General features: G+C 60.0%; 21 protein-coding genes. 14 read left to right on the forward strand and 7 right to left on the reverse strand.

Translation table 11 applies throughout. The annotated features are described in order from the left end of the window. Window positions 1-26: 26 nt before the first annotated feature. From IH881_11340 to IH881_11390, 11 genes are all read left to right on the forward strand, one after another. The gene (locus IH881_11340; GenBank protein ID MCH7868281.1) at window positions 27-716 is read left to right on the forward strand and encodes a class I SAM-dependent methyltransferase; all 690 of its coding nucleotides are present in this window, start codon (window positions 27-29) and stop codon (window positions 714-716) included. Between the two features lie 219 nt (window positions 717-935). After that, entirely contained in the window at window positions 936-2384 is a 1449-nt protein-coding gene (locus IH881_11345) for an adenylyltransferase/cytidyltransferase family protein (GenBank protein ID MCH7868282.1), read from the forward strand. Window positions 2385-2453: 69 nt separating this feature from the next. Next, on the forward strand, window positions 2454-3413 hold the full coding sequence (locus tag IH881_11350) for a hypothetical protein (protein ID MCH7868283.1): 960 nt from the start codon (window positions 2454-2456) through the stop codon (window positions 3411-3413). Beyond that, complete coding sequence (locus IH881_11355; protein MCH7868284.1) at window positions 3410-4462, forward strand: NAD-dependent epimerase/dehydratase family protein; 1053 nt, start codon at window positions 3410-3412, stop codon at window positions 4460-4462. The genes IH881_11350 and IH881_11355 overlap by 4 nt, the downstream gene beginning before the upstream one ends. After that, window positions 4459-5553, forward strand: a complete 1095-nt coding sequence (locus tag IH881_11360) for an aminoglycoside phosphotransferase family protein (GenBank protein ID MCH7868285.1) — start codon at window positions 4459-4461, stop codon at window positions 5551-5553. The genes IH881_11355 and IH881_11360 overlap by 4 nt, the downstream gene beginning before the upstream one ends. Then, window positions 5543-6427, forward strand: coding sequence for a transketolase (locus tag IH881_11365; GenBank protein MCH7868286.1), 885 nt, complete (start codon window positions 5543-5545; stop codon window positions 6425-6427). The genes IH881_11360 and IH881_11365 overlap by 11 nt, the downstream gene beginning before the upstream one ends. Then, the gene (locus IH881_11370; protein ID MCH7868287.1) at window positions 6424-7458 is read left to right on the forward strand and encodes a transketolase; all 1035 of its coding nucleotides are present in this window, start codon (window positions 6424-6426) and stop codon (window positions 7456-7458) included. Before IH881_11365 ends, IH881_11370 begins: the two co-directional genes overlap by 4 nt. Continuing rightward, window positions 7398-8066, forward strand: coding sequence for a class I SAM-dependent methyltransferase (locus IH881_11375; GenBank protein ID MCH7868288.1), 669 nt, complete (start codon window positions 7398-7400; stop codon window positions 8064-8066). The genes IH881_11370 and IH881_11375 overlap by 61 nt, the downstream gene beginning before the upstream one ends. Window positions 8067-8089: 23 nt before the next feature. Continuing rightward, window positions 8090-9160, forward strand: coding sequence for a radical SAM protein (locus IH881_11380; GenBank protein ID MCH7868289.1), 1071 nt, complete (start codon window positions 8090-8092; stop codon window positions 9158-9160). A 57-nt stretch (window positions 9161-9217) separates the two neighbouring features. Further along, window positions 9218-9640 (forward strand): adenylyltransferase/cytidyltransferase family protein, encoded by a 423-nt coding sequence (locus tag IH881_11385; protein ID MCH7868290.1) that lies wholly within the window; start codon window positions 9218-9220, stop codon window positions 9638-9640. Continuing rightward, window positions 9637-10731, forward strand: coding sequence for an iron-containing alcohol dehydrogenase (locus IH881_11390; protein MCH7868291.1), 1095 nt, complete (start codon window positions 9637-9639; stop codon window positions 10729-10731). Before IH881_11385 ends, IH881_11390 begins: the two co-directional genes overlap by 4 nt. Here IH881_11390 and IH881_11395 read toward each other — a convergent pair. Further along, window positions 10725-12440 carry a CDP-alcohol phosphatidyltransferase family protein gene (locus IH881_11395; GenBank protein MCH7868292.1) on the reverse strand — a complete coding sequence of 572 codons (1716 nt, stop codon included), beginning with the start codon at window positions 12438-12440 and terminating at the stop codon, window positions 10725-10727. The two genes, IH881_11390 and IH881_11395, sit on opposite strands and share 7 nt — an antisense overlap. 346 nt (window positions 12441-12786) lie before the next feature. Here IH881_11395 and IH881_11400 point away from each other — a divergent pair, with 346 nt between their 5' ends. Then, entirely contained in the window at window positions 12787-14310 is a 1524-nt protein-coding gene (locus IH881_11400; GenBank protein ID MCH7868293.1) for an adenylyltransferase/cytidyltransferase family protein, read from the forward strand. A gap of 7 nt (window positions 14311-14317) precedes the next feature. Here IH881_11400 and selB read toward each other — a convergent pair whose 3' ends face one another. Continuing rightward, window positions 14318-16273: a selenocysteine-specific translation elongation factor gene (selB, locus tag IH881_11405; protein ID MCH7868294.1), complete on the reverse strand. Its 1956-nt coding sequence runs from the start codon at window positions 16271-16273 to the stop codon at window positions 14318-14320. Further along, window positions 16260-17537, reverse strand: a complete 1278-nt coding sequence (gene serS, locus IH881_11410) for a serine--tRNA ligase (protein ID MCH7868295.1) — start codon at window positions 17535-17537, stop codon at window positions 16260-16262. Before serS ends, selB begins: the two co-directional genes overlap by 14 nt. A gap of 290 nt (window positions 17538-17827) precedes the next feature. Between serS and IH881_11415 the strand changes: the two genes are divergently transcribed. Then, the gene (locus tag IH881_11415) at window positions 17828-19192 is read left to right on the forward strand and encodes an aspartate aminotransferase family protein (GenBank protein ID MCH7868296.1); all 1365 of its coding nucleotides are present in this window, start codon (window positions 17828-17830) and stop codon (window positions 19190-19192) included. 71 nt (window positions 19193-19263) lie between these two features. On the opposite strand, the gene IH881_11420 is transcribed toward IH881_11415, so the two are convergent. From IH881_11420 to IH881_11430, 3 genes are read right to left on the reverse strand one after another with little or no spacing between them, the layout of a single operon-like run. After that, window positions 19264-20034 carry a 2OG-Fe(II) oxygenase gene (locus tag IH881_11420; GenBank protein MCH7868297.1) on the reverse strand — a complete coding sequence of 257 codons (771 nt, stop codon included), beginning with the start codon at window positions 20032-20034 and terminating at the stop codon, window positions 19264-19266. Between the two features lie 16 nt (window positions 20035-20050). Further along, on the reverse strand, window positions 20051-21379 hold the full coding sequence (locus tag IH881_11425) for a hypothetical protein (protein ID MCH7868298.1): 1329 nt from the start codon (window positions 21377-21379) through the stop codon (window positions 20051-20053). Continuing rightward, the gene (locus IH881_11430) at window positions 21376-23370 is read right to left on the reverse strand and encodes an FAD-dependent oxidoreductase (GenBank protein ID MCH7868299.1); all 1995 of its coding nucleotides are present in this window, start codon (window positions 23368-23370) and stop codon (window positions 21376-21378) included. The genes IH881_11425 and IH881_11430 overlap by 4 nt, the downstream gene beginning before the upstream one ends. A gap of 380 nt (window positions 23371-23750) precedes the next feature. On the opposite strand from IH881_11430, the gene IH881_11435 reads away from it, so the two are divergent. Continuing rightward, on the forward strand, window positions 23751-25382 hold the full coding sequence (locus IH881_11435) for a tetratricopeptide repeat protein (GenBank protein ID MCH7868300.1): 1632 nt from the start codon (window positions 23751-23753) through the stop codon (window positions 25380-25382). A gap of 15 nt (window positions 25383-25397) precedes the next feature. On the opposite strand, the gene IH881_11440 is transcribed toward IH881_11435, so the two are convergent. Then, window positions 25398-26651 (reverse strand): FAD-dependent oxidoreductase, encoded by a 1254-nt coding sequence (locus IH881_11440; GenBank protein MCH7868301.1) that lies wholly within the window; start codon window positions 26649-26651, stop codon window positions 25398-25400. Window positions 26652-26681 lie beyond the last annotated feature (30 nt).

Consider the following 26681-nt stretch of genomic DNA (forward strand, 5'->3'; position numbering starts at 1 on the left):
CGGATCAACCGGAGGACGAGATGGCGATGAGCGAGGGGCCCATGCAAAATGCACGCGAAGCCTATGAAGCTGCGATGGGATCGCGGATCAACACCCCGGGAGTTGTACTGGGTCCGTGGGCCTCGGATGATCTGATAAACGATCCAAAGCACCTGGCGTTCGTCATGGCTCGCTACAAGTTTTGCGCGAAGATGTTGACGGGGAAGCAAGAGGTGCTCGAGGTTGGCTGCGGGGACGCCCTCGGACTGCCGATCGTCGCCCAGGCCGTTGGACATTTGCACGCCGTAGACTGGGACCCCCGTCAGTTGCGCGGAAACGCCGAGCGACTCTCGCATATCGAGAACGTCAGCTATGTCTTGCATGATCTCAACGAATCGCCGCTAGCGACTCGCGTGGATGCCGCCTACACGGTGGATGTCATCGAGCACCTCGAACCGGCCAAGGAAGCCAGCTTTGTCGAGAACCTCGTCGCATGTCTGAAGCCCGGCGGCGTGCTGATCACCGGCACTCCGAACATCACCGCGGCGGAGTACGCCTCGCCTCAGAGCAAGATTCACCATATCAACCTCAAGAGTTTTGAATCACTCCGAGAGTTGATGGAGCGATACTTCGAAAACGTTTTCATGTTCGGCATGAACGATGAGGTGCTCCACACCGGATTCGGACCGATGTCGCACTACCTTTGGTCGGTCGCCGCAGGTCCCAAGCGCATTTGAGAAGTCATTCTCACAGCTGAACACGGGCCCCTTGGTCCAGCACCTCCCGAGAGTATTCCTCGAGCGCAACGCTCCGGTTTCTCAGTGCTGAAGCGCGGCCCGCCAATTCCAGTCTGCCGAGATTCGTCCAGCCACACTCAAGTTGCGCATGGATGATGTCGTTACAGGTTCCCAGCAGGTTCTCACGAGCCGGCAATGAATGGGGATTACTCGCTCTCGATGCAGAAGCGTAGATCACTTCGCGAAGTCGCAGACGAACTCGACAAACCCGCCGCAGGTCGGGCCAAGGTCGTGCAGTGCCACGGTGTATTCGACCTGCTCCACATCGGGCACATCCGACACTTGCAAGAGGCGCGGCAGCTCGGCGATTGCCTCGTGGTCACCATCACACCCGATCGGTTCGTCAACAAGGGCCCCCACCGACCGGCCTTCAGCGACGACTTGCGTGCCGAAGCACTCGCCGCGCTGGAATGCGTCGATTTCGTCTGCATCAACGAGTGGCCGACAGCGGTCGAAGCCATCCGCATGCTTCGACCGGACGTGTTCCTGAAAGGGGCTGTGCAGGGTACGGGGCCGAGAGATCGCAACAATGCGATCGATCTCGAACGCGAGGCGATTGAGAGCGCCGGGGGGAAGTTGGTTCTCACCGATACCGAACTCAACAGCGCGTCGGCATTGATCAACCGCCATACCGACATCTTCTCGCCCCAGCTGAAGGATTTTCTGCAGAAGTTTCGAGCACTTCACTCTGCCGAGCAGCTGGTGGCGGAGCTTTCGCAGTTCAAGCATCTGCGAACGCTGGTCGTGGGCGAATCATTCGTTGAGTTCGGCGCCGGACGAAGCGAAGACGTTCGGAGTGTTCTTGGTGCACTTGGTATCGAAGAGCAGCCTTTCGCAATCTCGACTGAGGATCGCACGAGCGAACGTTACGCCGGTGGAGCGATGGCGGTTGCGAACGCACTGTCGCGCTTCAGCGATCGTGTAGCGCTTCTCACTGCCGGGATTGGAGACGAAGTTTCGCCGGGGTTCTTGAGCAAGAACGCCGCCCCGGGAGTCGATCTCGAAATTGTGGACGCAGCTGACCTGTCGTCGGGTGGCGTCGAGGGATCACTCGACCGCCTGCTGGATCGATACGACAACGTGCTGATGTCAGATTGGGGTACTGGATGGGTCTCGCAGAGTGCTCGAGCGATGATTCGCGCGCGCGCGTCCTTCTTTGCGATCGACATTCGCAATCCGGTTTCCCAAGCAAGTCTCGACCTGCCCGAGTGCGGGGCAAATTTCATCCTGCAGAGCATCGCCGCTGGGCAAGCGGACAACGCCATGGCCGGACGCCTGGCTGAGCAGCACGACTGCGAAGTCGTGCTGATGATCGGCGATGAAGCCCACGGTTCAGCAGAATCCGCCACTGTCGTCTACGACGCAGAGGCAAAGTCCTGTACCGACGTACCGGCGTTTCCAGTCAATCCGGTAAATCGGGTGGATCCACTGGGTACTCGGGAGGCGCTCTTTGCACTGACCGCGTCGTGCAGTGCCCGGGGACTCGACCCGGCCGCAATCGGTTTCATTGGGAATCTCGCGGCCGCTGCGGCGACGACGACGGCCGGATCCGGTCACCCCCTCGAGCCACGGTTGATCTACCGACACATCGATTCACTTCTCAAGTAGCCGACAGCGAAGCCCGGGAGAGCAAAAGTTTTGACCGAAAGTTCGACATTCGAGAACACGAGCAGTGATGTGTTCGATCGCAGCAGGCTGAACATCCGCCCGCTCAGCGAGCGACAACACAAGTTGGACTTGTCGTCCGTGCGCAAGCTCGTGAAGGTCGAAACGACCCACCCGGCGCTCTCCGAAGTGGGACGCGCGATTGCGCGCGCGAGATCTCGGCAAGCGGCGGTGATCATGATGCTGGGAGGGCATGTCATTCGGGCCGGAGTGCAGCCCTATCTGATCGACCTGATGGAACGCGGCTTCATCTCGTGCATCGCGCTCAATGGATCCGGCTTGATTCACGATTACGAGTTGTCGCTGATCGGTGCCACAACCGAGGATGTCGAAACCTACCTGGATACAGGTCAGTTCGGACTTTGGCGGGAAACCGGGGCGATCAACGAAATCGCCTCCGCGGCATATCGCGAGAAAACCGGCCTGGGTCACATGGCGGGGCGCATGATCGAGGAAGGCGACTTTCCTCACAAGCATGCGAGCATTCTCGCGGCGGGCTACCGCACCGGAGTACCCGTCACAGTCCACGTTGGCATCGGCTACGACATCGTCTACGAACATCCAAATTGTGACGGCGCTGCGTGGGGAGCCGCGAGCTACTGCGATTTCTTACGCTACGCCAAGGTCGTTGAAGCGCTCGAAGGGGGGGTCGTGGCGACCTTTGGTTGCGCGGTGATGGCTCCCGAGGTGTTCCTCAAGTCTCTCGCGATGGCGCGCAATGTCGCGCTTGCGGACGGGCGCCGGGTTGGCAACTTCGATTCTCTGGTCTGCGATCTTTTGCCGCTTCCCAACGATGTAAGTCACGAACCCTCGTTGGACAATCCCGCGTACTACTTCCGCCCGTGGAAGACACTCCTGGTGCGCGCTGTCTCCGACCGGGGTCGTGGACACTACGTGCGTGGCCACCACGGAAGCACGATTCCCGAGCTATGGACCAGCGTCGATCAGGCGGCACGGAAGTTGGACTCATGACCGAGGCATCGAACAACAATCTCACCAAGAACTCCATCAACAACCCCAATGGCTACCGCACCGTGCTCGTGACCGGCGGGGCGGGATACGTGGGAAGTTCTCTTGTGCCGGAGCTTCTGAGAGAAGGCTACCGGGTCAAGGTGATTGATCTGTTCTGGTACGGGCGCGAAGTCTTCGCGGAAGTTGCTGGGCATCCCAATTTGAATCTGGTCGAACTCGACATCCGCGAAGCCCGGCGAATGCGCGAGGAACTCGCCGGACAGGATGCCGTGATCCACCTGGCGTGTATCTCCAATGATCCGAGCTTCGATCTCGCGCCAGCGCTGGGAACGAGTATCAATCTCGACGCATTTTTGCCCCTGGTCCAGGCCGCCGTCGAACAGGGGGTTCGCCGATTCATTTATGCGAGTTCCTCGAGCATCTACGGGGTTCAGGATCATCCGGAGGTCAAGGAGGACACGGAACCCCGTCCGCTCACCGACTATTCAAGGTTCAAGTTGGCCTGCGAAAAAATGTTGCTCGACTATTCCGACGCCGGCCAAATGGAGCGCGTCATTTTGCGACCGGCAACGGTTTGCGGCTACGCCCCGAGACTTCGCCTGGACGTGGTGGTGAACATCTTGACCGCCCACGCGCTCACCAACAGAAAGATTCGCATCCTCGGCGGCGAGCAACTGCGCCCAAATATTCATATTGCCGACATGGTGCGCGCCTACCAAGCCATACTGAACGCGAGCCCCGATCAAGTCGACGGTCAAGCGTTCAATGTCGGGTATCAAAATCTTCCAGTCGAAGAAATTGCTCGTCTGGTTCGGGACACCGTGGGTGACCCTGGCATCGAACTCGAACGTGTGTCCAGTGACGACAATCGTTCGTACCACATCAACTCGGACAAGATTCGCGCCGCCTTGGGTTTCCGGCCCATCCACAAGGTCGAGGATGCAGTACGAAGTCTTGTGGATGCCTACCGGGATGGCCGCATTGTCGATCCCATGACCAACGATCGTTACTACAACATCAAAAGAATGCAGGAGATCAACGCCCGGTGAGCGTCGCACTGACAGAAGCGAGCGAGTTTGATTGCGCTCTGGTCGGCCCCGCGCTGAACGAAGTCGCTGGTTCGGGACCTCTCTCGTTGCAGCCATTGGGTGGCGGCCGGAACAGTCGCGTGTATCGAGTCGATCGCAGCGATCGCAACGATGCAGAGGTCTATGTGGCCAAGATCTATTCCGACACGGACCCCAAGTCGACTTGCGATCGACGCGGCCGCGAGTTCGCCGCCCTTCGCTTTCTCTGGAACAACGATGTCCGCTGTATTCCCGAGCCCATCGCAACCTTTCCCGAGCAGTCCCTGTCGATCCTGCGATTCGTAGAAGGTACGCCCTTGACCCGGGACGATGTCAAGCAGCGCGACGTCGAAGCGCTGGTCGAATTCCTCATCCAGCTCGATCGCCTCAAGCTGCAAACAGCCAGTTTCGCACTCGGGGCTGCTTCGGAGGCCTGCTTCTCCCTGGACGCCCTCGCCGAATCCATTCGCGCTCGTCTCGCACCTCTGCAAGTCGCGGCCGAGCTGGCCGACACGCGTGCACACGAACGGCTTCAACTCTTTCTGGCCGGCTCGATCCGACCGGTTCTCGCACGAGCGTTCGAATCGGCTGCTGCTTTGCAGCGCGAGCGCGGTCTCGAAATCGACAGTGTGCTTGCGCGCGAGAGCCGCACCTTGAGCCCGTCGGATTTCGGCTTTCACAACGCGTTGCGGCGCCCAGATGGATCGCTGGTCTTCGTCGACTTCGAACATTTTGGCTGGGACGATCCCGCAAAGATGGTGAGTGACTTCCTGCTCCATCCAGCCCTTCCACTCTCGGTCGATTTGCGCCGGCAGTTCATGCAATCAGCCATCGCCCGCCATCCCGCATGTACCGAGCTCGATTGGCGCGTTCCTCGCGTGTTCCCGCTCTACGCCATCAAGTGGTGCACGATCCTGTTGAACGAGTTCGTTCCAGAACAGCGGCAAAGGCGAGCCTTTGCGTTGCATCGCAAGGGAGACTCCGAGGCGGTGCTCCTCGAGCAGCTCGCCAAGGCCAAATCCCTGTTGGAATCCGCAACCGAAGAACGAGGGGAGTTTCCCTATGCCGCATAGTTCAACCGTAGAGAGCCAACCCAAGGCCCTTGCTCTCCACGCGGATTGGCTGGGACTCGCAACGCCCCTCGACGCACGCAGCAAGGAATTGCGCGAGACGGTCCTCGAAATTCTTGCCACAAGCCGGCGTGGACATCTCGGTTCCACCTTTTCGTTGATCGAAATCATTCGAGTCCTGTATGACGATATTCTCCGCTTTGATTCGAAGCGTCCCGACTGGCCGGGTCGCGATCGCTTCATCTTGAGCAAAGGCCACGGTTGTCTCGCTCTTTACGTTCTTCTGGCCGACAAGGGATTCTTTCCCCGCGAACGGCTCATGGAGTTCTGTGCCGACGGTGGAATGCTGGGCGGCCATCCCGACCACCTGAAGGTTCCGGGGGTCGAAGCGTCGACGGGAAGCCTGGGCCACGGCGCATCGATCGGCGTCGGCATGGCGCTGCATGCCCGGCGGGTCGGATCGAAGCATCGCGTCCTGGTCGCGCTGGGCGATGGCGAGTGCAATGAAGGCTCAGTCTGGGAAGCCGCGATGTGTGCGGGCAAACACAAACTCAGCAACCTCACCTTCATCGTGGACTACAACAAATGCCAGTCCTATGGCGCTACGCATGAGGTGCAGGACCTCGAACCCTTCGCCGAGAAATGGGAAAGCTTCGGCTGCGCTGTGCGAGAAGTAGACGGTCACGACGTGATAGATCTGCGTTCGGTGTTCAAGAGCCTGCCCTTCGAAAGCGGTAAGCCCAACGCGATCATTTGCCACACGGTCAAGGGGAAGGGAATCCCGGTTGCCGAGTTCAACTCTGCCTACCACCACAAGAGTCAGATTTCGGACGACGATCTCTCAGCCTATCGCCGTGCACTCGGAGACTATCCATGAGAAAGGCCTGCCTCGACATGGTCTTCGAGCTCGCAAAGCGGGACGAGCGCGTTCTCTTCGTGGGTTCAGACCTCGGCCACGGAACCCTTGATGAGTTTCGCCAGACGCTTCCCGATCGCTTCCTGATGGAAGGGATCAGCGAGATGAATGTCGTCGGACTTGCGGCGGGTTTCGCGATGGAGGGAAGCGTCCCCTACGTGAATACGATCGCGACCTTCCTGACGAGACGCTGCTACGAACAGGTCGCGATGGACGTGTGCCACGCCAACCTGCCCGTTCGCCTGATCGGAAACGGAGGCGGGCTGGTGTACGCGCCCTTAGGCCCCACCCACGAAGCCATCGACGACATCGCGATCATGCGCGCCTTGCCCAACATGACGATCGTCGCCCCGGCTGATGCCGACGAAATGCGACGCTTCATGCGCGTGAGCGTAGACCACGATGGACCGATCTATATCCGACTGGCGAAGGGCTACGACCCGATCGTCACCGATTCATCGAATGACTTCGAGATTGGCGCGGCCGTATCGATGCGCGAAGGGACCGATGCCCTGTTGGTGACGACTGGCATCGGCTTGAGAATCTGCCTGGAAGCAGCCGAAGCTCTAGCCGCCAGGCATATCGACGTGGGTGTGCTGCATCTTCCGACGATCAAGCCGCTGGACGTCGATGCATTGATCTCGCGTGTCGAGGGTGTGTCGGTGGTGGTGAGTGTCGAAGAGCACTCGATTATCGGCGGGCTCGGAAGCGCCATTGCGGAACTGATCGCTGAGGCGTCCTTCGATGTACCCAAGCGATTCCGGCGAATCGGAGTTCCCGACGCCTACCCGCATCAATACGGATCGCAAGCCAGTCAACTCGAACACTTTGGCATCACTCCACTGGGTGTGGCCGAGACTGTCGAAAGTCTCGCGACCCGCCGTCATCGGCCACAAGTCCACGCGAGAGCGCGAAACCAGGGAGGAATAAAATGGGACAACTCCAAAACATCATCACCCCCCTACACACGAGGACAACCCGGGATTGTCTAGGCCGGATGAGCGACGACAAGGTCGCATGCATGAAAATCGCCCGGAAGTTCGAGGCGGACTACTGGGATGGCGACCGGCGCTACGGCTACGGGGGCTATCGGTACGACGGCCGTTGGAAGACGGTCGCGGAGGAGCTGATTGACAAATTCGATTTGCCACAATCGGGAGCCAGCTTGTTGGACATGGGGTGCGGCAAAGCCCACCTGCTCTACGAGTTCAGCAAGCTTCTGGACAACCCTGAGCTCGTGGGTTGCGACATCTCGTCCCATGCGATCGCCGAGGCGCCGGCGGAGATCAGGCACGCCCTGTTTCGGCAACGGGCCCAGGACACGTATCCCTTCGAAGACGACGCCTTCGATCTCGTGCTCAGCATCGGCACGCTCCACAACCTCACGCTGCCGGATCTAAAGGCTTCACTTCTGGAGATCGAGCGAGTGGGAAAGAAAAAGTACCTGCTGGTGGAGAGTTACCGAAACGAGGAAGAACTCTTCAACCTGCAGTGTTGGGCGCTGACCTGTGAGTCGTTTTATCGCCCGGAAGAATGGACCTGGATGTTCCGCGAGTTCGGATACTCCGGCGACTTTGAATTCATCTATTTCGAATCGTGACCTCCGCATAAAGGATTTTCATCATGGGCTTGAAGTACACGAAAATGAAGGCCTTCCATTACAAAGACAAGATCGACTCGCTGCCGCTGGAGACGGGGGAGATACGCGCTCCCATCCACGTCCGGATCAAGCCGACCAACGTTTGCGCACATTCGTGCTGGTACTGCGCTTACAAGGTCGACAACCTGCAGTTGGGCCAGGACATGGTGACGCGAGACAGCATCCCGCTCGAAAAGATCCTGGAGATCATCGACGATCTCGACGAGATGGGGGTTCGTGCTGTCACGTTCAGCGGCGGAGGCGACCCCTTCCACTACAAATATCTGCTGGACGCCGCGAAGGCATTGGCGGCGAGCAAAATGAGCTTCGCTTCCCTTACCAATGGGGCGAGGCTGAACGGTGACATCGCCGCAATCTTCTCTGAGTCCGCGACCTGGTTGCGAATCTCGATCGATGGATGGGACGCCAAGAGTTACTCCGAGTATCGAGGCGTCAAGGAAACCGAATTCGGCAAGGTCGTGGGCAACATGGAGGCGTTTCAGAAACTGGGGGGCAAGTGCGTGCTGGGCGTCAGCTACATCATCGACAAGAAGAACGCCGCTCACATCTTTGACTTCACCCGACGCATGCGCGATATCGGCGTGAGGAGCGTCAAGATGTCACCCTGCATCACGAGCAACAGTGGCGCGGAGTCGAACCGCTATCACGCCGAGTTCTACGATGCCGCCAAGGTCGAGATCGCCAGGGCGCAGTCCGAACTCGCGAGCGATTCATTCGAGATCAACGACGCGTATCACTTTCTCGATAACAAATTCGAGAAGGACTACACCTGGTGTCCGTATCTGCAGATGCTGATGGTGATCGGGGCGGATCTGAACGTCTACGCTTGTCAGGACAAAGCCTACAACCTCGACAACGGATGCCTCGGATCGATCAAGGATCAGCGCTTTCGCGATTTCTGGTTCGACAACAAGGAGCGTTTCTTCAAAATCAATCCTTCGATCCACTGCAACAACCATTGCGTGGCCAACCCAAAGAACCGCCTGATTCTCGATTATCTGGAAGCAGATCAAGATAATCTGGGCTTTGTCTGATTGTCGGTGAAGGATGTCTCGAGTGGGGGTTGGAAATCCTTCCTCCAGAGCCCAAGGGTGGGCACGACGGTCTACGTCATCGGGGTCTTCGACCTCTTTCATCGAGGTCACCTCGAATTTCTCGAAGCCTCTCGATCCCTGGGAGATCGCCTCGTCGTAGCCATCAACGGCGACGAGATGGTCAGCACCTACAAACGAAGGCCGGTGAATGACGAGACGGACCGACTCGCGATCGTGAGCGCACTGCGCTGCGTCGATCGCGCATTCGTGATCGAAGAGTACGACAACCGGCAGGAGCTCATTCGCCACGGAGTCGACATCATCGTCCATGGCAACGATTGGCAGCCCGACTCATACATGAATCAGATCAAGGTAGATTCGGACTTTCTCGAACGACATCGCATTCGATTGCAATTCATTCCCTACTACCCCGGCGTGAGCACGAGTTCGATCATTCGAGCGATTCAGGAGTCCCCGTGAATCGCCAGGGATCTACATTTCCGTTCTTGTTGGAGATGGTCGATCTCGAGACATTGGATTTCGAAGATTTCCTGACGCGCAGCGGTCTTACGCCAGCACGAATCAGGATCATCACGGGCAAGAAATTCTCGCGACGCATCGGCAATGACTTCGCAGGGCGCATTCGCAGTCTGCCGGTGGAAGTCATTCACTCCGCTGAAAACTCTCTGTCGTTTCACGAGCGCATCTGCAGGAGTTCGCCGCTGCAGCGAAGCGTTACCCTGGTCGTTGGAATCGGTGGGGGCGCAGTGCTCGATTTTGCCAAGTACCACGCGTCCAGTCTCGAACAGCCCTATTTCGCCATTCCCACAGTGATCTCAAACGACGGGATCGCCTCACCCATAGCGATTCTTGCCGACGACCGCGGTCACGCCAGGAGCTACTCCACGACCCCTCCCATCGGGATCGTGATCGACCCGACGATCCTCGTAGAGGCGCCGCTCTGGGCACTCACCAACGGTCTCGGTGACGTGCTCTCGAACCATTCGGCGGTGATGGACTGGGATCTGGCGGTTCGCCGGGGGCGGGCCGAACCTAGTGCCCTGGCGAGGATCATGTCCCGAAGCGCGGTTCAGAGCATATTGGCCCCGGCACCTTCCATGCGGGATCTGGCGTTTCTCGAGCGCTACATCAATGCCATCGTGCTCTCGGGGCTCGCGATGTACATCAGCGGGAATAGCCGGCCCTGCAGTGGTGCCGAGCATCTGATTGCACACGTGATCAGCCGCGATCGCCCGGCGAGCTTTGGCCATGGCTTTCTCGTCGGATCGATTGCGCCCTACATCGTCTGGCTGCACCAGCGATCGGATCGAACCCTGCTCCCGCTTGCACGATCGGTCGGATTCGAACTCGACTTCCTCAAACTAGCGGGGAAGCGACAGTCTTTTGGGGCGTTGATCGACGCGGCTCGAACGATTCGCGGTCCGCGTTTTACCATTCTCGATCAGCTGAGCACCACCCAGCTCGAAGCGGAGTACCGCAGCTATCTTCGCGCGTTGAAGGCTCCGGCGGAGTCGACTCGGCCCTCGTTCGCAGATGTTGCGTATCAATAGAGCGACACGATGCGATCGGCCGGCAGACCGTATCCTGTGAGCTGCGTATGAATTTCTGAAGCCCACTCCGAGGCGATGAACACGACAACGCCTTCGACGTCGTCCGCGATCATCTTCGGGTCGACGATCGCAGCGCCGTGGAACCTCGTGCCCCAGCGATCCGAGTTGTTGTCGCAAACATAAGCGATCTCGATTTCGCGCTTGCGAAACCCGGCCACGAATTGAGCCGCACCCTCTCCGGCGCCAAACAAGACCGCCTTCTTGCCGTCCATGACGACGCGCTGCAGCCCTGCTTCGGTGTCCGCTTGCTTGATCGCACTGTGGCCGACGTGGAAGGCCGTCGCGGCGATCGCGATCACGAGCACGGACCAGAGAAACAGATCCGCTCGACCCGCTACGAGAAAGACGAAGTTCAAAAAATAGAAGTTTCCGACATTCATGAACCCCAGTCGGTGTTTTCGGCGCACGTTTTCGAAGCGAAGGATCGCACGGCGCAGGACGACGAACTGTCGGTTCTCGCTTTCATCCGCCAATCGCCCGGCGGGTTGGGATGCAAACGTCGCGGCGTGGAGCAGTTCGTGGACACGGCTGTATTGCAAGAGCGTGGTTGCGCCGAGCACACTCATTCCGAGCAACCAGTACGCAGCCGTGGGTGATGCCGTCTGTGCAGCCAGTGAATAAGTGACACTGACGAGGATGATGGTTTCGGTCAATCGGTCGCTGTATAGATCGAGGCGCCAACCGTGGCGAGAATACTGGCTGCGGATACGAGCCAGTTGCCCATCGGCGCAGTCGAAGATGTACGACAGTTGGAACAACAGGGCTGCGGCGATCATCGCTGGCCACTGTCCTGGAAATCCAGCGATCACGCCTGCGCCCGCAATCGCGCTACCAAACGAGGCGAACGTGATCTGGTCTGGACTCACGCGTCGGTGTCGTAAGTACGAAACGATGCGCAGCGAGAACCAGTAATCGAAAGCCACTGTCCAGAAGTCGACTTGCTTTGCCACGCCCTCGATCTCGTCCAGGTCCGAAAAGATCGGTTGAGACTTTGCACATTCCCAGAGGCGATAGCCGAGGTCGAGCAGCTTGAGTGTGGTTCCGACGTAGATGAGCGCGTCGAGTCGTCCCAAGGCCGCACACACGCTGATGAGAAAGAAGAGTGTGAAGTGATCGAAACCCGGAATGATCCCGCGTTCCAGAAACCAGGCCTTCCAGCGCGCCCGGTCGAGTTCCACCCGCGCCATCAGCGGGACAATGTAGTTCTGCACCACCAGGTGATCGAGAATCAATACTCCTAGAAAGGCAATGCGCCAACCCCACGCGACATCGGCCATCCATGCAACCGACGAGAACACGACAACGCGCACGAGCCGGTCACTGATCTGGTCGTATCGAGCGCCGCCGGGAGTACAGCGATCGGTCAGGCGGGCCAGGTTTCCGTCGGCACCATCGAGAAAGTGGTGGAGTTGCAGCAAGATCGCTGCGCTCAGGTTTGCCCCTGTGAGCAGACACAGTCCAGTGGCGACGCCGGAGATCAGCGCCAGGGTCGTCACCGCGTTTGGGGATAGCTTGAGGTCGTAGGCCCATTTGGTAAAGAAGGGGTCGACGAGATGCGCGTAATAGCGATTGATCGGGTACTCGGGATCGCGCCGGACGCACACCACGTAGCGATCGTAGAAATCCCAATAGCGCGCCGTCAAAGTCATGCCTTCTCCAAGTTCCGCGATGCACTGGGGGTTCGCAGCTAATCGGAAAAATTCGCAAATGCTTGAGCAACTAGAGCGGAACTCAGGGGGCTGGAATTGAATATTTTCCTCGCTTCCCAATCGCAACATGTCCGCTTCCGTTCGTTGCGAGATCGCATGGGATTCTCGTAGCCGACCTTCGCGAGAGTCAAAGCTTATATCGCGAGCGATTCGAATCTCACCACTGCGCCGCGCAGTTGCGAGTTTCCTTGCTCAAGTATGAACGGAATATTCCGAAGAGTTGCGAGTAGCGTTGCCACTCCACACGAATCCCTCGGTAGCCGGGAAAGAAGTCAGGGAGCAGGAGATGAACGGCCAGCCGATCATCGGTCTCGAACAACTCGCCGCCTCAGCGAATCGAAAACGTTCGCAAGGCAAGACCATCGCGTTGTGTCACGGCGCCTTCGATCTCCTCCACATGGGACACATTCGACATCTCCAGCGCGCCCGGCGTCAAGCGGACTTGCTCTATGTAACGGTGACGGCCGACCGCTTCGTCAACAAGGGACCCGATCGTCCCGTGTTCGGCGAGGACTTGCGGGCCGAGGCTCTCGCGGCGCTGGCCTGCGTTGATGGTGTCGCAATATATGAGGGTTCGACGGGTGTCGATGTCATCAAGGCGATCAAGCCGGACGTATACGTAGAGGGACTCAACCCCGCATCACTCGAAACAGGAGGGGTGTCGATCAAAAAGCCCGAGTACTCTGCGGTCGAGTCACTCGGGGGACGTGTCTACTTCACAGAAGAGATCACCTTCAGTTCCTCGAGCCTGCTCAACGAACACTTCGACGTTTTTCCGGAGGCCGTCCGAAAGTACCTGCGAGAATTTAGACAGCGCTATTCCGATCGCCTCATCATCGCGACCCTGCGCTCTCTGCGTGGGCTCAAGATCCTGGTCGTCGGAGATGCGATCATCGATGAGTATCACTACACCACACCGCTGGGGCGACCGGGCAAGGGCGGGGGATTGGCGGTTTCGTTCGAATCCGCCGAACAGTTTGCTGGGGGCGCGATCGCAGTTGCAAACCATCTCGGAGAATTCTGTGACGACGTCACTCTCGCGACCGGAATCGGGCAGGGAGATGGCAGCGAGCATTTCATTCGTTCGCACCTGGTCAAGACCGTAGAGCCTGTCTTCTTTCGTTCCGCAGAGTCGACGACGCTGATCAAGCGACGCTTCGTCTCCGCAGACTTCGATCGGTTGTTCGAAATCTATCTGCGCGAGGGTGAAGACTACGACCCCGAAGTGGGCGCCGCTGCCAATCGCTGGCTCGGGTTGCAACTATCGCAGTTCGATATCGTGGTGGTTCCGGATTTTGGCAACGGATTCATCTCGGAGAACATGGTCGAGACTCTGTGCGAGCAGGCGCGCTTTCTTGCGGTCAATACCCAGATCAACAGCGGCAATCGCGGCTTTCACGTGATCAACCGCTACCGACGGGCCGACCTGGTTTCGCTCAACGAACCGGAGTTGCGCCTGGCGGCGCACGACCGGGTCAACTCCGTCGATCACCTGGCCGAGATCATCGGAGAACGTGTCGACGCCAAAGCGGTCGCGGTCACGATGGGAACCGCGGGCATGCGAATTTTCGACCGGCAAACGGGTGAACACGTCCACGTTCCGGCGCTTTCAACCAAGGTGGTGGATCGGATCGGTGCTGGGGATGCGTTCTTGGCCCTGGCGTCCCTGTGCGTGGGCGCTGGTCTCCCGGTCGATCTGTCGGGGTTCGTCGGCAGCACCGCAGCTGCGATCGACGTTCAAATTGTTTGCAACAGAGATCCGGTGACGAGCTCGGGCCTGTATCGATACATCACCACGTTGCTCAAGTAAGCGAAACTCAGCTGCCGCGAAGCACCCGCACGTCGCCCATGCGCCGGGTGACGTGAAGGTCGTCGAGTAGTTCCATCAGCGGCATCGCGGTCCGCCGACTGGTGCCGATGACTTCCTTGTAGGTTTTGGTGTCGATCTCTTGATGCTCGGTGAGGTATTGGACGACCCTTTCCTTTAGCGCGTCGATTGCGCTCCGATCGAAGAACAAGTCGCCGGGCGCACGTACGATTTCTTCGTTCCGCTCGAGGAATGCGACGAGGTCCCGAAAGAGATCTTGGCTAATTGCCAATCGCACCGACCAATCCTTTACCGAGACGGGTTCGAGGCCCGCGCTCTTTGAGTCTTCGCGAATCTTTGCGATGGCAACCTCGGCCTCCGCATCGAGGGTCGGGGTGTAGCCCCGCCGCCAGGCAAACTCTCCACCGATACAGATCTCGGCGCGTTCCTCGAGTCGATTGAGGGCTAGCTCTGCCGCTTCCGGCCGCACGTTTTCGGGCAACTGTCCGCGCAGGGTTCCGCGGCTCATGCCCGGGCGCAGGGGTTCCGCTCGATGGTAGGCCTCGAGTACCTCGATCAACCGCTGCTCCATGCGCGCGATGATCTCGCTTCCGATCCAGCGCTTTCCTCCCGCACGTACGAGGGTGCCATCGGCTTCGAGCTTCGCGAGGCGATCGCTGAGATCACTCGGGGACAACCCCATTTCGACGGCCAGCTCGGGCTCGACCGCTCCGGTCATTCCTGTTCGCAAAATACGCTCGCGGATCCCCGCATCGGTGTTCCCTTCGGCGAAAATCTCGAGCTCGCGCGCGAGATTCGGATCGCTGCGTCGGCGATGGGGTGGTGCGACATCGAGTATTACGCCTCCGCCCAGGGTTCCTCCGGTTCCTTCGCTACGTGCAAAACCCCGGGCGATGAAGCGATCTCCCAGCACCAGGGGTACCGGATCGCCGTCGATGTGGAGGCGGGCGAACGCATTCTCTCCCGGCGCAAAGCCCTCGCAGCCGATGGGTGACAACCGTGCCCGGCGCTCAGCGGTACCCGAGAGAAATTCGATCGACAGCGTTCCTTCTGTTTCGGGCGCACTCGAGAGCCAACCGATTTGAACGTCTGCAGTCTGGGTGGAGATGATCGCGCCGGACTTGGCGATCATGTCGCCCCGGGACAGCTCCGAAACTTCGATGTTCTGGAGGTTCACCGCGCAACGCGCACCCGGCCCTACGCTGTCTCGCGCTTGACCGTGGCTCTGCAAGCCTCGAATGCGCGCCTTGGTTCCCTTTGGATGAATCTCCATCGTATCGCCGGTGTGGAAGGAGCCACCCTGCAAGGTTCCCGTGACCACGGTTCCGAAACCCTTCATCGCGAATGCGCGGTCGACCGAAAGGCGGCTCGGCCCCACGCGGGGGGTGCGGGGAGGTGTGCTGCGAATCAATGATGCGAGGGTGCTGCGCAATTCGTCGAGTCCGGCGCCTGTTTCAGAAGAGACGGGGACGATGGGTGCTCGGGCAAGTGCCGTCGGAGCGAGCAGGTCCCGCACCTCTTCGCTCGCGAGTTCGATCACTTCTTCATCGGCGAGATCGCTCTTGGTGAGGGCAACGACGCCGCTTTTGATCGCGAGCAGATCACAAATCGCCACGTGTTCCCGGGTCTGGGGCATTACGCCCTCGTCGGCGGCCACCACCAGCAAGACGAGGTCGATGCCGGCCGCGCCCGACACCATGGTGCGTACGAGCTTCTCATGGCCCGGGACGTCCACGACAGCGACCTTGAGTCCGTGGTCGAGCTCGAGGAGCGCGAAGCCGAGTTCGATGGTGATCCCGCGCGCTTTTTCTTCGGGAAGTCGGTCGGTGTCCACACCGGTGAGTGCGCGAACCAGGCTGGTCTTGCCATGATCAATGTGGCCTGCAGTCCCGAGCACCAGCGACGCAGGCTGCGATGGATCGCGCTCCTCGTCAGCGCGGCCCAATGGAATCTCGCCCCATGTAGGGTCGCAGAACCTTGGGGATTGCAACGCTGCCGTCCGAGCGCTGATGAATTTCGAGCAGGGCGAGGATCGCCCGGGCATTCGAGATTGCCGTCCCGTTCAGGGTGTGGACCATCTCGTTCTTTTTGGCGCCCTGTCGTCGGAAGCGAATCTTGAGTCTGCGCGACTGAAAGTCTGTGCAGTTCGAGGTGCTCGTGATCTCTCCCCAGTCGCCACCATCCCCGCGGCCGGGCATCCAGGCCTCGAGGTCGAACTTGCGATAGGCCGGGGCGCCGAGATCGCCCGTTGCGATTTCGATCACTCGGTACGGGATCTCGAGAGCATCGAAGATGCGTTGTTCGATCCGCAACAACTCTTGATGTTGGGCTTCGGAATCTTCGGGGGTCGTGAATACGAACATCTCGGTTTTTGAAAACTGATGAACCCGGTACAGCCCCTTGCTCTCTCTACCCGCGGCACCCGCCTCGGTGCGGAAACAATGGGAGACCCCCGCAACCTTCAGCGGGAGATCGGCTTCATCGAAGATCGTGTCCGCGTACATTCCCCCGATGGTGATCTCCGCGGTCCCGATCAGGCACAGGTCGTGCCCTTCGATCGAATAGATCTGGCTCTCCTCGCCGCGTGGACTGAAGCCGAGCGCTTCGATGATATCGGGTCGTGCGACGTCCGGGGTCGTGATCGGGGTGAAGCCCTCGTCCATGACGATGTCGAGCGCGAATCTCTGCAGCGCCAGTTCGAGCAGGCAAGCTTCGTTTTTGAGGTAGTACCACTTCGAACCCGCGACGGTGGCCGCACTTTCAAAATCGACCAGATCCAGTTCGTCGCACAATTGAAGATGGTCCTTGGGTTCGAAGTCGAACTTTGGAATTTCACCGGAGGTACTGATCTGGCGAAACTTGTCTTCACCCCCCACCGGACTTTCAGGATGCACGAAGTTGGGCAACTCGCGCATCGCCACGATCAAGTCGGCCTCAGAATCACGCAATCGATCTTCGATCTCCGAAACCTGTTCCTTGAAGCCGCGCCCGGCGGCATTGTGGGCCTCTCGCTCTGCGGGATCCAGCTTGCGTTTGCCGGACTTCTGGTGCTCGTTGCGTAGGCGATTCGTCTCGCCCAACTGGGTCAGCAGGGCATTGTAGTCATGCTGGGCGGCGAGGATCGCGTCGAGATCGACGACCAGTCCGCGTTTGCGACAGCTCTCCGCGATCTCGTCGCGGCGCTCCGTCAGGGTTTTTGGATCCAACATCGTGGGCGGATAGAGAAGCACAGGGGCCGTGCGAGAACCACAAAGTCCTGGAATCGCCCGACCAAATCCCCCCGGATGGCGTCGAATCCGGGCTTTCGGGCGGTTGGACGTTTTTTGATCCCGTTTTTGGAGTCAATTTCCGATGACAGGTGCATCTGACCGGCAGAAGCTCGACCGCAATGGCCGAGGGTTCGGCCCGTCGGCTGACAGATCGCGCATCCCCGGTAAACTCCCGCGATTCTGAATGCCCGCGCAATGACGGCGCGCGCAAAACGATGATGAGGAACGAAATGGCAGAGCAGATTTCCAAAGCAGAACTCGAACAACTTGCGCGCAGGCACCTGTGGCCGTGCTTTACACCCCTCAGCGAGACGGACAACCTCCCGCTCATCGTGCGTGGAGAGGGCTGCTATGTCTTCGACGACGACGGCAAGCGATACCTCGACGGCCTGGCCGGTCTCTTTCTGACAAACGTCGGACACGGCCGCACGGAACTCGCCGACGCCGCTTTCGAGCAGGCGAACAAGCTTCATTTCTTTCCGCTCTGGACCTTCATGCATCCCGCAGCCATTCAGCTGGCGGCGAAGCTCGCATCCCTGGCTCCCGGCGATCTCAATCGCGTCTTCTTTGGCAGCGGCGGTGGCGATGCGGTCGAAACCGCGTGGAAGCTCATCAAACAGTACTTCCGCGTGAAGGGCCAACCCGACCGCTACAAGGTCATCGCCCGCAACATCGCCTACCACGGAACAACCCTCGGCGCGCTCTCCATCACTGGTGTTCCCGAGATCCGCGATCCCTACAAGCCGCTGGTTCCCGGCACCTTCCACGCCCGCAACACCCATGCGTACCTGGAAAAGGAACAAGGCGAGGAGTTGGCCGAAGCCTGTGCCAACGACATCGAGCGCATCATCTTGCAGGAAGGACCGGAAACCGTCGCGGCCGTTTTTCTCGAGCCGATCCAGAACGCGGGCGGTTGCTTGGTGCCCCCGCCCACGTATTTCCAGCGCGTGCGGGAGATCTGCGACCGCTATGGCGTATTGCTCGTATCCGACGAGACCATCTGCGCCTTCGGTCGACTCGGTCACATGTTCGCCTGCAACCGCTACGACTATCAGCCGGACATCATCACCTGTGCCAAGGGCTTGACGTCGGGATACGCACCGCTCGGCGCCACGATCGTGAGTGATCGTCTCGCCGAGCCGTTCGTGGATTCGAACGAAACCTTCATGCACGGAATTACTTACGGAGGCCATCCCGTCAGCTGCGCGGTCGCGCTGGCGAACATCGAATTGATAGAACGCGATGACCTGACCGGCTGGGTGCTTCAGTACGAGGACGAGTTCCGGCGCGAACTCGAGACGCTCTACGACCTGAAGTTCGTCGGTGACATCCGCGGCGCTGGCTACTTCTACGGCATCGAACTCGTCAAGGATTCCGCAACGCAGCAACACTTCTCGGATGCGGAGTGCAAGCGGCTGCTCGGCGAGATCCTCTCGCCCCGGACCTTCGAGTTGGGTCTGATCTGCCGAACCGAGGACAAGGCCGAGCCCGTCATTCAGCTCGCCCCTCCCCTGGTTGCGGGCCCCGAAGAGTTCAAAGAGATTGTGCGCATCCTCCGCCAGGCCATCACGGAAGCGCAGGAGATCATGGGCTAAGGGGCCGCTGCGCGGCCTGCTGTCTTTGGGTCTGCTCGCTGTGGCAGTTACGAGTGTGGTTGCTGTGCCGGTTACAACTCGAAGAGCAGGTCGGTTCGGATGATGTACTTCAGGCCCGAAACGACTTCTTCGGAGCTGTGCAGGCAGTGCAGGGGATGGGCTCCGTGTGGGAAGCAGAGCGCGCCACCCGCCGGTGTCTTTACATTGACCCACCCCACTTCGTCCTGGTTGCGCGCGGGTAGAGATGCATCGTCCTTGTTCACACAGAACTGCGTCTCGCCGCCTTCGAAGTCGTCGCTCAAGAAGAACAAGACCGACATCTGGCTGAATCGGTCCGGATAGGCGTTGGGCACGAGCTGTCTCTCGATCACGCGGCTACCCGGCCAGGCGCCGTCCGTGTGGGGCTTGAAGAAGTCGCCTGCTTGGTAGCGATAGAAGCGAAACCTGGCGTTGAGCCCCAGAGTCTTCTTGCCGCCAAAGATGCCCTGATCGTCGGAGGTGAAGTCTGCGCAGCGCTGCCAGATGATGCCGTCGGTCTGTTCGTCCACGACCCAGGTGACGTTGTAGTTGTGGCGCACGCTCCTCGGGAGTGAGACTGCCGCGTCCGGGAGATAGCCCAGGGCATCGGTGAGTTCGATGAAGCGAGCGCACTCGTCGCGGGACAATACGTTCAGCAGTTGAAAGGTTCCGGGGACACCCGCTACTTCGACCCGTGAAAGCTCGGCTCGGGCGTCTTCGTCCAACCCGACCGGATTTGCGTTTTCATTGGCCCAGGTGGGCAGGGCCGGGTGTTCGGCTCCGGGTTCCTTTGCCACAACGTAGAAGTCTGAAGGTCTATTCACCGATTCCGTTTCCCGATTATTGCTGAGAGACGCTGTGCTTCGTGGTGGTCAACCAGGACGTCTGCCTTGCGTCTACCCGTTTCAGCGAATAGAGATTCGCGATCTTGTCTCCCCTATCGCCCACCCGATAGGGGCTGCGGAACTCCCAGACGACTTCGCCGTCTTGCGTCAGTTCCATTGCCCGCCCGCCCTCGGTCTCGACCACCAATGTGTTCCCGTTCGGCAGCACCTGGATGCGGCCCGATCGTCTCGAATATAGCGGCTCGGACTTCGACCCGGTGAACTCCCGCATCACGCGACGCGCCCGGGGATCCAGCGTAAGGACGCTCGATCGATCGGCCGTGAGGAAATTGTTGAAAACGACGATGCCGCCGTCGGGTGCAATACGTGGAGAATGCTGCATGCCGAAGGGGCCCTGCTGGGACCAGCGAGTCACTCCTTTCTCCATGTCGATGATTGCGACCGTGTCGAGCATGGCCATCGAAACCAGTGCGTCTCCGGCCCGAAACGGGCTTCCCAGTAGAGCCGCCTCGGCGGTAGTCAGCAACCAAAGAGAATTGGTGTGAAAGGGGTCGAAGATATTCGTCACGTTGAGTCTGTAGCCGCGTTCTTTGCCGCGAGTCCAGAACGCCTTGCGCAATCGAAGCCAGTTGACATTGCGCAGTGCGTCAGAGATCGCGAGTCTCCGCAGTTCCTTTCCGCCGCTGTCGCGCGTCACGATGAAATCTTCGATTGCGAGTTTTTCGGAGATTCCCGAAATCATCATCCGCTTTGCCTGGAGGTGCACGATTTCTCCCGCTTCGTTGAGCTGAAGATCGTGATGGGCGGGCTCCGACACGGCCCAAAGCAGCTTTGAATTGCGGTCTAGCTTGAAGAGCCCGAACAATTCCCAAATGACGAGAAGGTCGCCATTCGGGAATAGCAGCGCGTCGCGCCAGAAGTTCCGGCGAGGTTCCTCCGCGCCCGAAAGCCTCGGGTGATCGGAGAACACCTGCGCGAACTCAGCCCGCCACTCGTGAAGGACCTCGCCGTCCATACCCATCAACAGGGCAACGGGGCCGTGGCCCGAAGTGATCAAGTTCAGCCCCGGCGCGGTTCGCTGGGGATCGTGCACCGTGATGCCCTGGACATCGCCCGCTTGCTTGGTAGCCGCGAGATAACCGATGGCGCTCAACTGCTCGATCAGTTCGGCTTCGCTCGCCTCTGCCAGAGTGGAGCCGATCGATGGAGCAGGCCCCTCATCATTTCCGCTGTTCTGCTCACAGCTGAAGCTTAAAAAAAGCCCGAGCAGGAGCAGATAGACGACAAGCCAGACAGGGAAGAAGCGAGATGCGTGTGATCTCACCTCCGCCGCGTAGCCAGCTGCCTTCTTCGCGATTGCATTAGCATCAACATGAAGACCCCACTCACCAGGGTAGCGCTAACGGAGGGCTCTGGAACCGAGATCATCAAAGGCATGACTCGGGTGTGGGAGCCGTTGGGGTTCGTCGCCGTGAGGCTGACGGTGTAGTCCCCAGGTGTTGTGTACAGGTGATTGGGATGCTGCACGCTCGAGCTGCCGGAGTCGCCGAAGTTCCACGACCATCCCGTCGGTAGCTGGTTCGAGAGGTCAGTGAACGAAACATCGAGAGGCGCTGGGCCGGAGGTCACCAATGCCGAGAAGTCCGCCGTCGGAGTGCCCGGGGCGGGAGGGCCGCCGATCGCTGTATGGTGTTCACTCGCGGCTCGCTCACCCGTATGCATGGCTCCGGGAACGGTGGCCGAATTGCCGTTGTTGGTGGCTTCGCCGGCAAAGAACAGCGTGGTTCCCACCGGCTGCGCCAACACCTCGCGCATGCTGGTACCACCGGGAAAGGAGCCCACAGTCGGATACGAGTAGCTCCCGAGGACATAAGGCTCATTCGACCAGTCCTGGACCACGGCAGACATATAAGCCGGAGTTGCTGCGTTGCTGAACATCTCATCCAGATCGCTCAGGGCCTGATTGATGCGGGCGGTGTCGTCCGGGAGAGCGCTCATGATCTCCCCGTTTATGCCCATGATGAAGCACGTCAGCACATGATCCGCCGCCCCGGGCTGATATTTCTTGGGGGCCCAGCACTCTGCGGTAGGGCCCTCGGTGATCGCGTCCATCATCTTGTCTTCCCAGAACTGGCTCGTGAAACGCAGGCTGATCTTCATCCCCTTGCCCATACCGAGGGTGTCGATGGCGTTCTGCTTGGCGACGGGAAGGGCCGGCACGAATTCGATCAGTCCGGCCTGAAGAACACCGAGGGATACCGTGACGATGATGGCGTCGGCATAGTGGTAGACGTCATTCGCGTCGATGGCGACCGGCTTGACACCACTCGTGTCGATCTTCGTCACGGGGCTGTTGAGCGTCACCTTGCCCAGGATCGGGTCGAAGTAGAGGGCGTTCAGTGCGTCCAGGTAGCCGGTGGGAGCGAGACCGTAGACCTTCGACGACAGGGTCCATAAGGCGCCCTGGCGCGAGAGGCTTCGCAGACCGAGTCGCTCGACGGTAGTCCCATACTCGCCGGCCGGAGTGAGGGCCTCGTACAGGTGATAGGCTCGGTGGCTCGAGTCGACACCGAGCACGGTATCCATGTGTTCGGCAACCGTAATGTCAGTGGGGTCGTTGGCGTGGCTGCCATAGTCGTAGTAGAAGTCCCAGTAGTCGTAGATATCGGGGTCGTCTTGGCAGTTGCCGGTGACCACCCAGCAGGTGTTTCCTCCATCCATTGATATCAGTGTATCCTGGGAGTTGTTTTCCCTGAAGATCTCGATTTGGGCACCGTTGCCGTACATTGCCTTGATGTCGTTGAAGATGAAGTTGTTATTGGTGCCATAGAGTTCCTCTGCACCCAGTTCGATCCCTATATCGCCCATGGTGTCGGACCAGACGCGACCCCCGTGTCGATCGCTCGCCTCCACGACCAACACGTCGTAGCCGAGACCGTCAAGCACGACTGCGGCGTAAAGGCCCGCCGCTCCGGCTCCGACGATCACGACATCGTGATCCGTCGACGTTACGGGTCCACCGCCCTGCGCGAACACCGTCCCGCCGGTGTCGGTGCTGGACGGGGTGCTCCCTTGCGAGTTTTGATTGCGGTGTCCGGCGTCTTGACGCCCAACCTGGCGGAACCCGATCTTGCCCCCCGAGATTTCGACGAGACCGTTGCTACGGGTGACCGTGGGTGCGGACTCGCTGTGTTGGCCTGCGCTCGAAGGTGTGGGGAGCGAGGTCAGCGCGAGCAGCAATCCGATCGCAAGAGACTTCTGAAGAGATTCAACAGCGCAGCGACGCCGCGAAGCGCGGTACCTGGGAGCATCCATAGCAGCAACAACCTGGTGGAGAGATTCTACATAGGCACGGGAGTGTGACTCGAGCGCTTCTCCTTATTCCGGCACAATACGACATAATTGCTCCCTTTTAGAAGAATTATCAAAATGCGAGCAGTTTGGGTTGGCAAGCAGATCTCGAGGCGCCGAGTGAAGTGCAGAGACTGCCAGGAATGGGCTGCGTTGCGTATGCAGCTAATTCTCTAATACCCACATCGGACGTAATTTTTCTCAACCGGGTCGATGAAGCAGCGCGACGACTCTTGCCGCGATCCCTCGCCCCTCGAGGGGTCCATGCACATGCCCATAATGGTGTCCCGAGGCGGCAGCACCCGTGAAGAACAACCAATTCGCGATGGGCTAGGATCGAATTCATGTCGAACGTCGATCGCCGCTGGCTGGCGGGCCCGGTGTCGGATCTGCTCTGGGGCTGCGGGTTGGCCTACTTCCCCGTCCTGATCATGCTGGTGCTCGCCGGTCCCCAACTGCAGGCCCTCATTCCCCTCGGTCTGCTGCCGTTCGGCAGCATCGTGCTTTCCATTCCCCACTACGGCGCCACCTTGCTCCGGGTTTACGAGCGGCGGGAAGACCGCCAGAAATACAGCTTCTTCACGGTCCATCTGACGATCCTCGTCTGGGGCCTCTTCACGGTGGGTCTATTTCAACCGACCGTGGGTTCCGCGATGTACACGGTCTACCTCACATGGAGCCCGTGGCATTACGCGGGCCAGAACTACGGACTCGCCTCGATGTTCCTGCGCCGGCGCGGCATCGAGATCACGCCCTGGACAAGGCGCGCGCTGCGCGCCTCCTTCTTGCTCTCCTTCGCGCTCTCGTTCCTGGCGATGCACATCGGCGATTCGACCGGGGCGACCTATGCCCCGACTCCCATGAGCGCCTTCGGCGACTTCCACTTCTACGCGCTCGGCCTCCCCGCGGCGGTGGCGGGCAGGGTCGCCGGGCTAGTCCTGGTCATGTACGTCGCTTGCCTCGGCGTGGCCGCCGTAGGCTTGCTCCGCCGCGCGTCCCTCGCGGACATTACGCCGACGGCGCTGCTGGTCCTCTCCCAGGCGCTGTGGTTCACCGTCCCGATCATTGCCAGGAGCGAAGGCATTGGCATCGACACCGTCGCCTTCAACCTGGTCGATGCGCAGTACTCCTTTTGGTGGATCGCCTTCGCACACTCGGTCCAGTACCTCTGGGTGACCCGTTACTTTGCCCGCTCCGGCGGTGCTGGTCACCACTACTTCACCCGCGCGACATTCGCGGGCTTTGCCGTCTTCGGCCTGCCGGTGCTGCTCTTTACGTGTACGGGTCTTTCTCCTGTGCCTCACGACGCCGGCCTGTTCCTGCTCGTCAACACGGCCGTCAATCTCCACCACTTCATCCTCGACGGCGCAATCTGGAAGCTGCGCGACGGCGCCATTGCCCGGATTCTGCTGCGCCCCGTCGAGCCGTCTAATCGAGTGGTCCCGGAGCGCAGCGGGCTGCCCTGGCGACGCATCGCGGTGGTGGTTGTCGCCAGCCTCTACATGGTCCAGTTCGTCGTGAACACGGAGGAGAAGGAGTTCGGAGTCATTCGCGCTGGCGACGATGCCAAACGCCTTGGTACGGCCGAGCGACGCCTCGCGCAGGTCCGCCTGCCGAGTCCGATGGTGAGCGCGAGACTCGGCATCGCCCTCGCGCAGGCCGGTGAACTCTCCGAGGCCGCTGCCGCGCTGGAGAGGAGCATCGATTTGCGACCTTCGGCGCTGGCATGGACTGCACTTGGCCAGGTGCGATCGCGACAGAGGGAGTGGGCAAGCGCCGAGGAGGCGCTCACCCAGGCGATCGCGATTGAACCCGATCACCGCACTGCGCTCCATGAACTCGGCAAGGTGAGGCTCACCTCGGGAGATGCTGCCGGGGCCATCGCGCCACTCGAGCGAGCGCTCGAGCTGTCGTACGGAGAGGAGCGCCGCAGTGTGGAGTTGATGTTGCGGCGCGCGCAGAGCGCTGTGCCGTAGGACCGGTCCCGCGCATCAACGCAGTAGCGCAACGACTTTTTCAGCAGCCGCTCGACCCTCGAGAAATGCTCCGTGGGCATACCCATAATGGTGTTCCGAGGTGGCCTCGCCCGCGAAGAACAACCGATTCTCGATGGGCTCTGCGAGTGCGACTCGGGCCCCGGCGTGCCCCACGAGCGCAATCGTATAACTTCCACCGACGTTGGGATCGCTTCCCCACTGCGTGCAATCCGTCGCGGTAACGTATTGCCGTAGTTTCGAGTCGAATACCTTCTCGAGTCGGTCGAGCAGGTAGTCCGCAGCACCCTCCACACCGAGCGCTTCGAGTTCATCGGCCAGTGGGCCCCCAGCATATGCGACCGCCATGGTGGAATCTCCGTAACCCGTGATGATGCACATCGACGCATGCGGGCTGTCGTAATAAACGAAACAGTCGTCGGTGTACGACCCATAGATGTTCCGGTCGAATTGAATTGCGACCTTGGCGAGTCTCCCCATGGGCAACGCGGCAATGGCCGCGCGAGTTGTGTCGGGCAAGCCGGGTTCGAAGCGAATGCGATTGGCGGCGAGAACACCGGTCGACACCGTAACGATCGCGACCTTGCTCGAAATGGTTCCCTTGGAAGTCCGGCTCTCCACTCCGTCGCCGCTCCAGGCGATGCTCTTCACCGCTGCGCCGAGGTCAACGGGTAGATCCTTGCCGAACTCGTGAATGAGGGCTCCGTATCCGCGGGGAAGATAAAGCTCGTCGCCGTCCGCCTCGTCCTTCGCGAAGTCCAGTGCGGAAATTTCAGCGAGGTCTCCGCCCTGAAGCGCTCTGAGATAGTTTTCCAGGTGGGGGGCCCAAACCGACGTCGTGTCGATGACATCCGCGATCGAGACGTCGCCGCCTTGCAGGGCGGCCGCATCGATCGCGCTGTAGCAGTCCTGGACGTAGCGGTCTCGCGCTCGCGCTTCGTCGTCGTTCACCCAGCCGCCAGCCGCCGTGCCAACGAACGTCTTGTGCTCGAGCCGTGGGAAGAACCGCTCGACGCTTTCGAAGCCGCACTTGTCGGCGATCTGGACGAGCGGGTTGTAGGGCCCGCCGGACATCCAGGCACAACCATGATCGAAGGGCACCGCGAAGGTGTGGCTGTCGGTATAGGCGCGGCCGCCGATTCTGTCTTTGGACTCGAGAATCTGCACGCTAAGGCCGTTGTCCTGCAGGGCCCGAGCTGCCGACATCCCGGCGACACCAGCGCCTACGATCACTACGTCGAAATCTGTCACGCGTCTAGGCTACAAGAGCCGTCTTCGGTG

This window comes from Myxococcales bacterium (assembly GCA_022563535.1).
Classification (GTDB): domain Bacteria; phylum Myxococcota_A; class UBA9160; order UBA9160; family UBA4427; genus DUBZ01.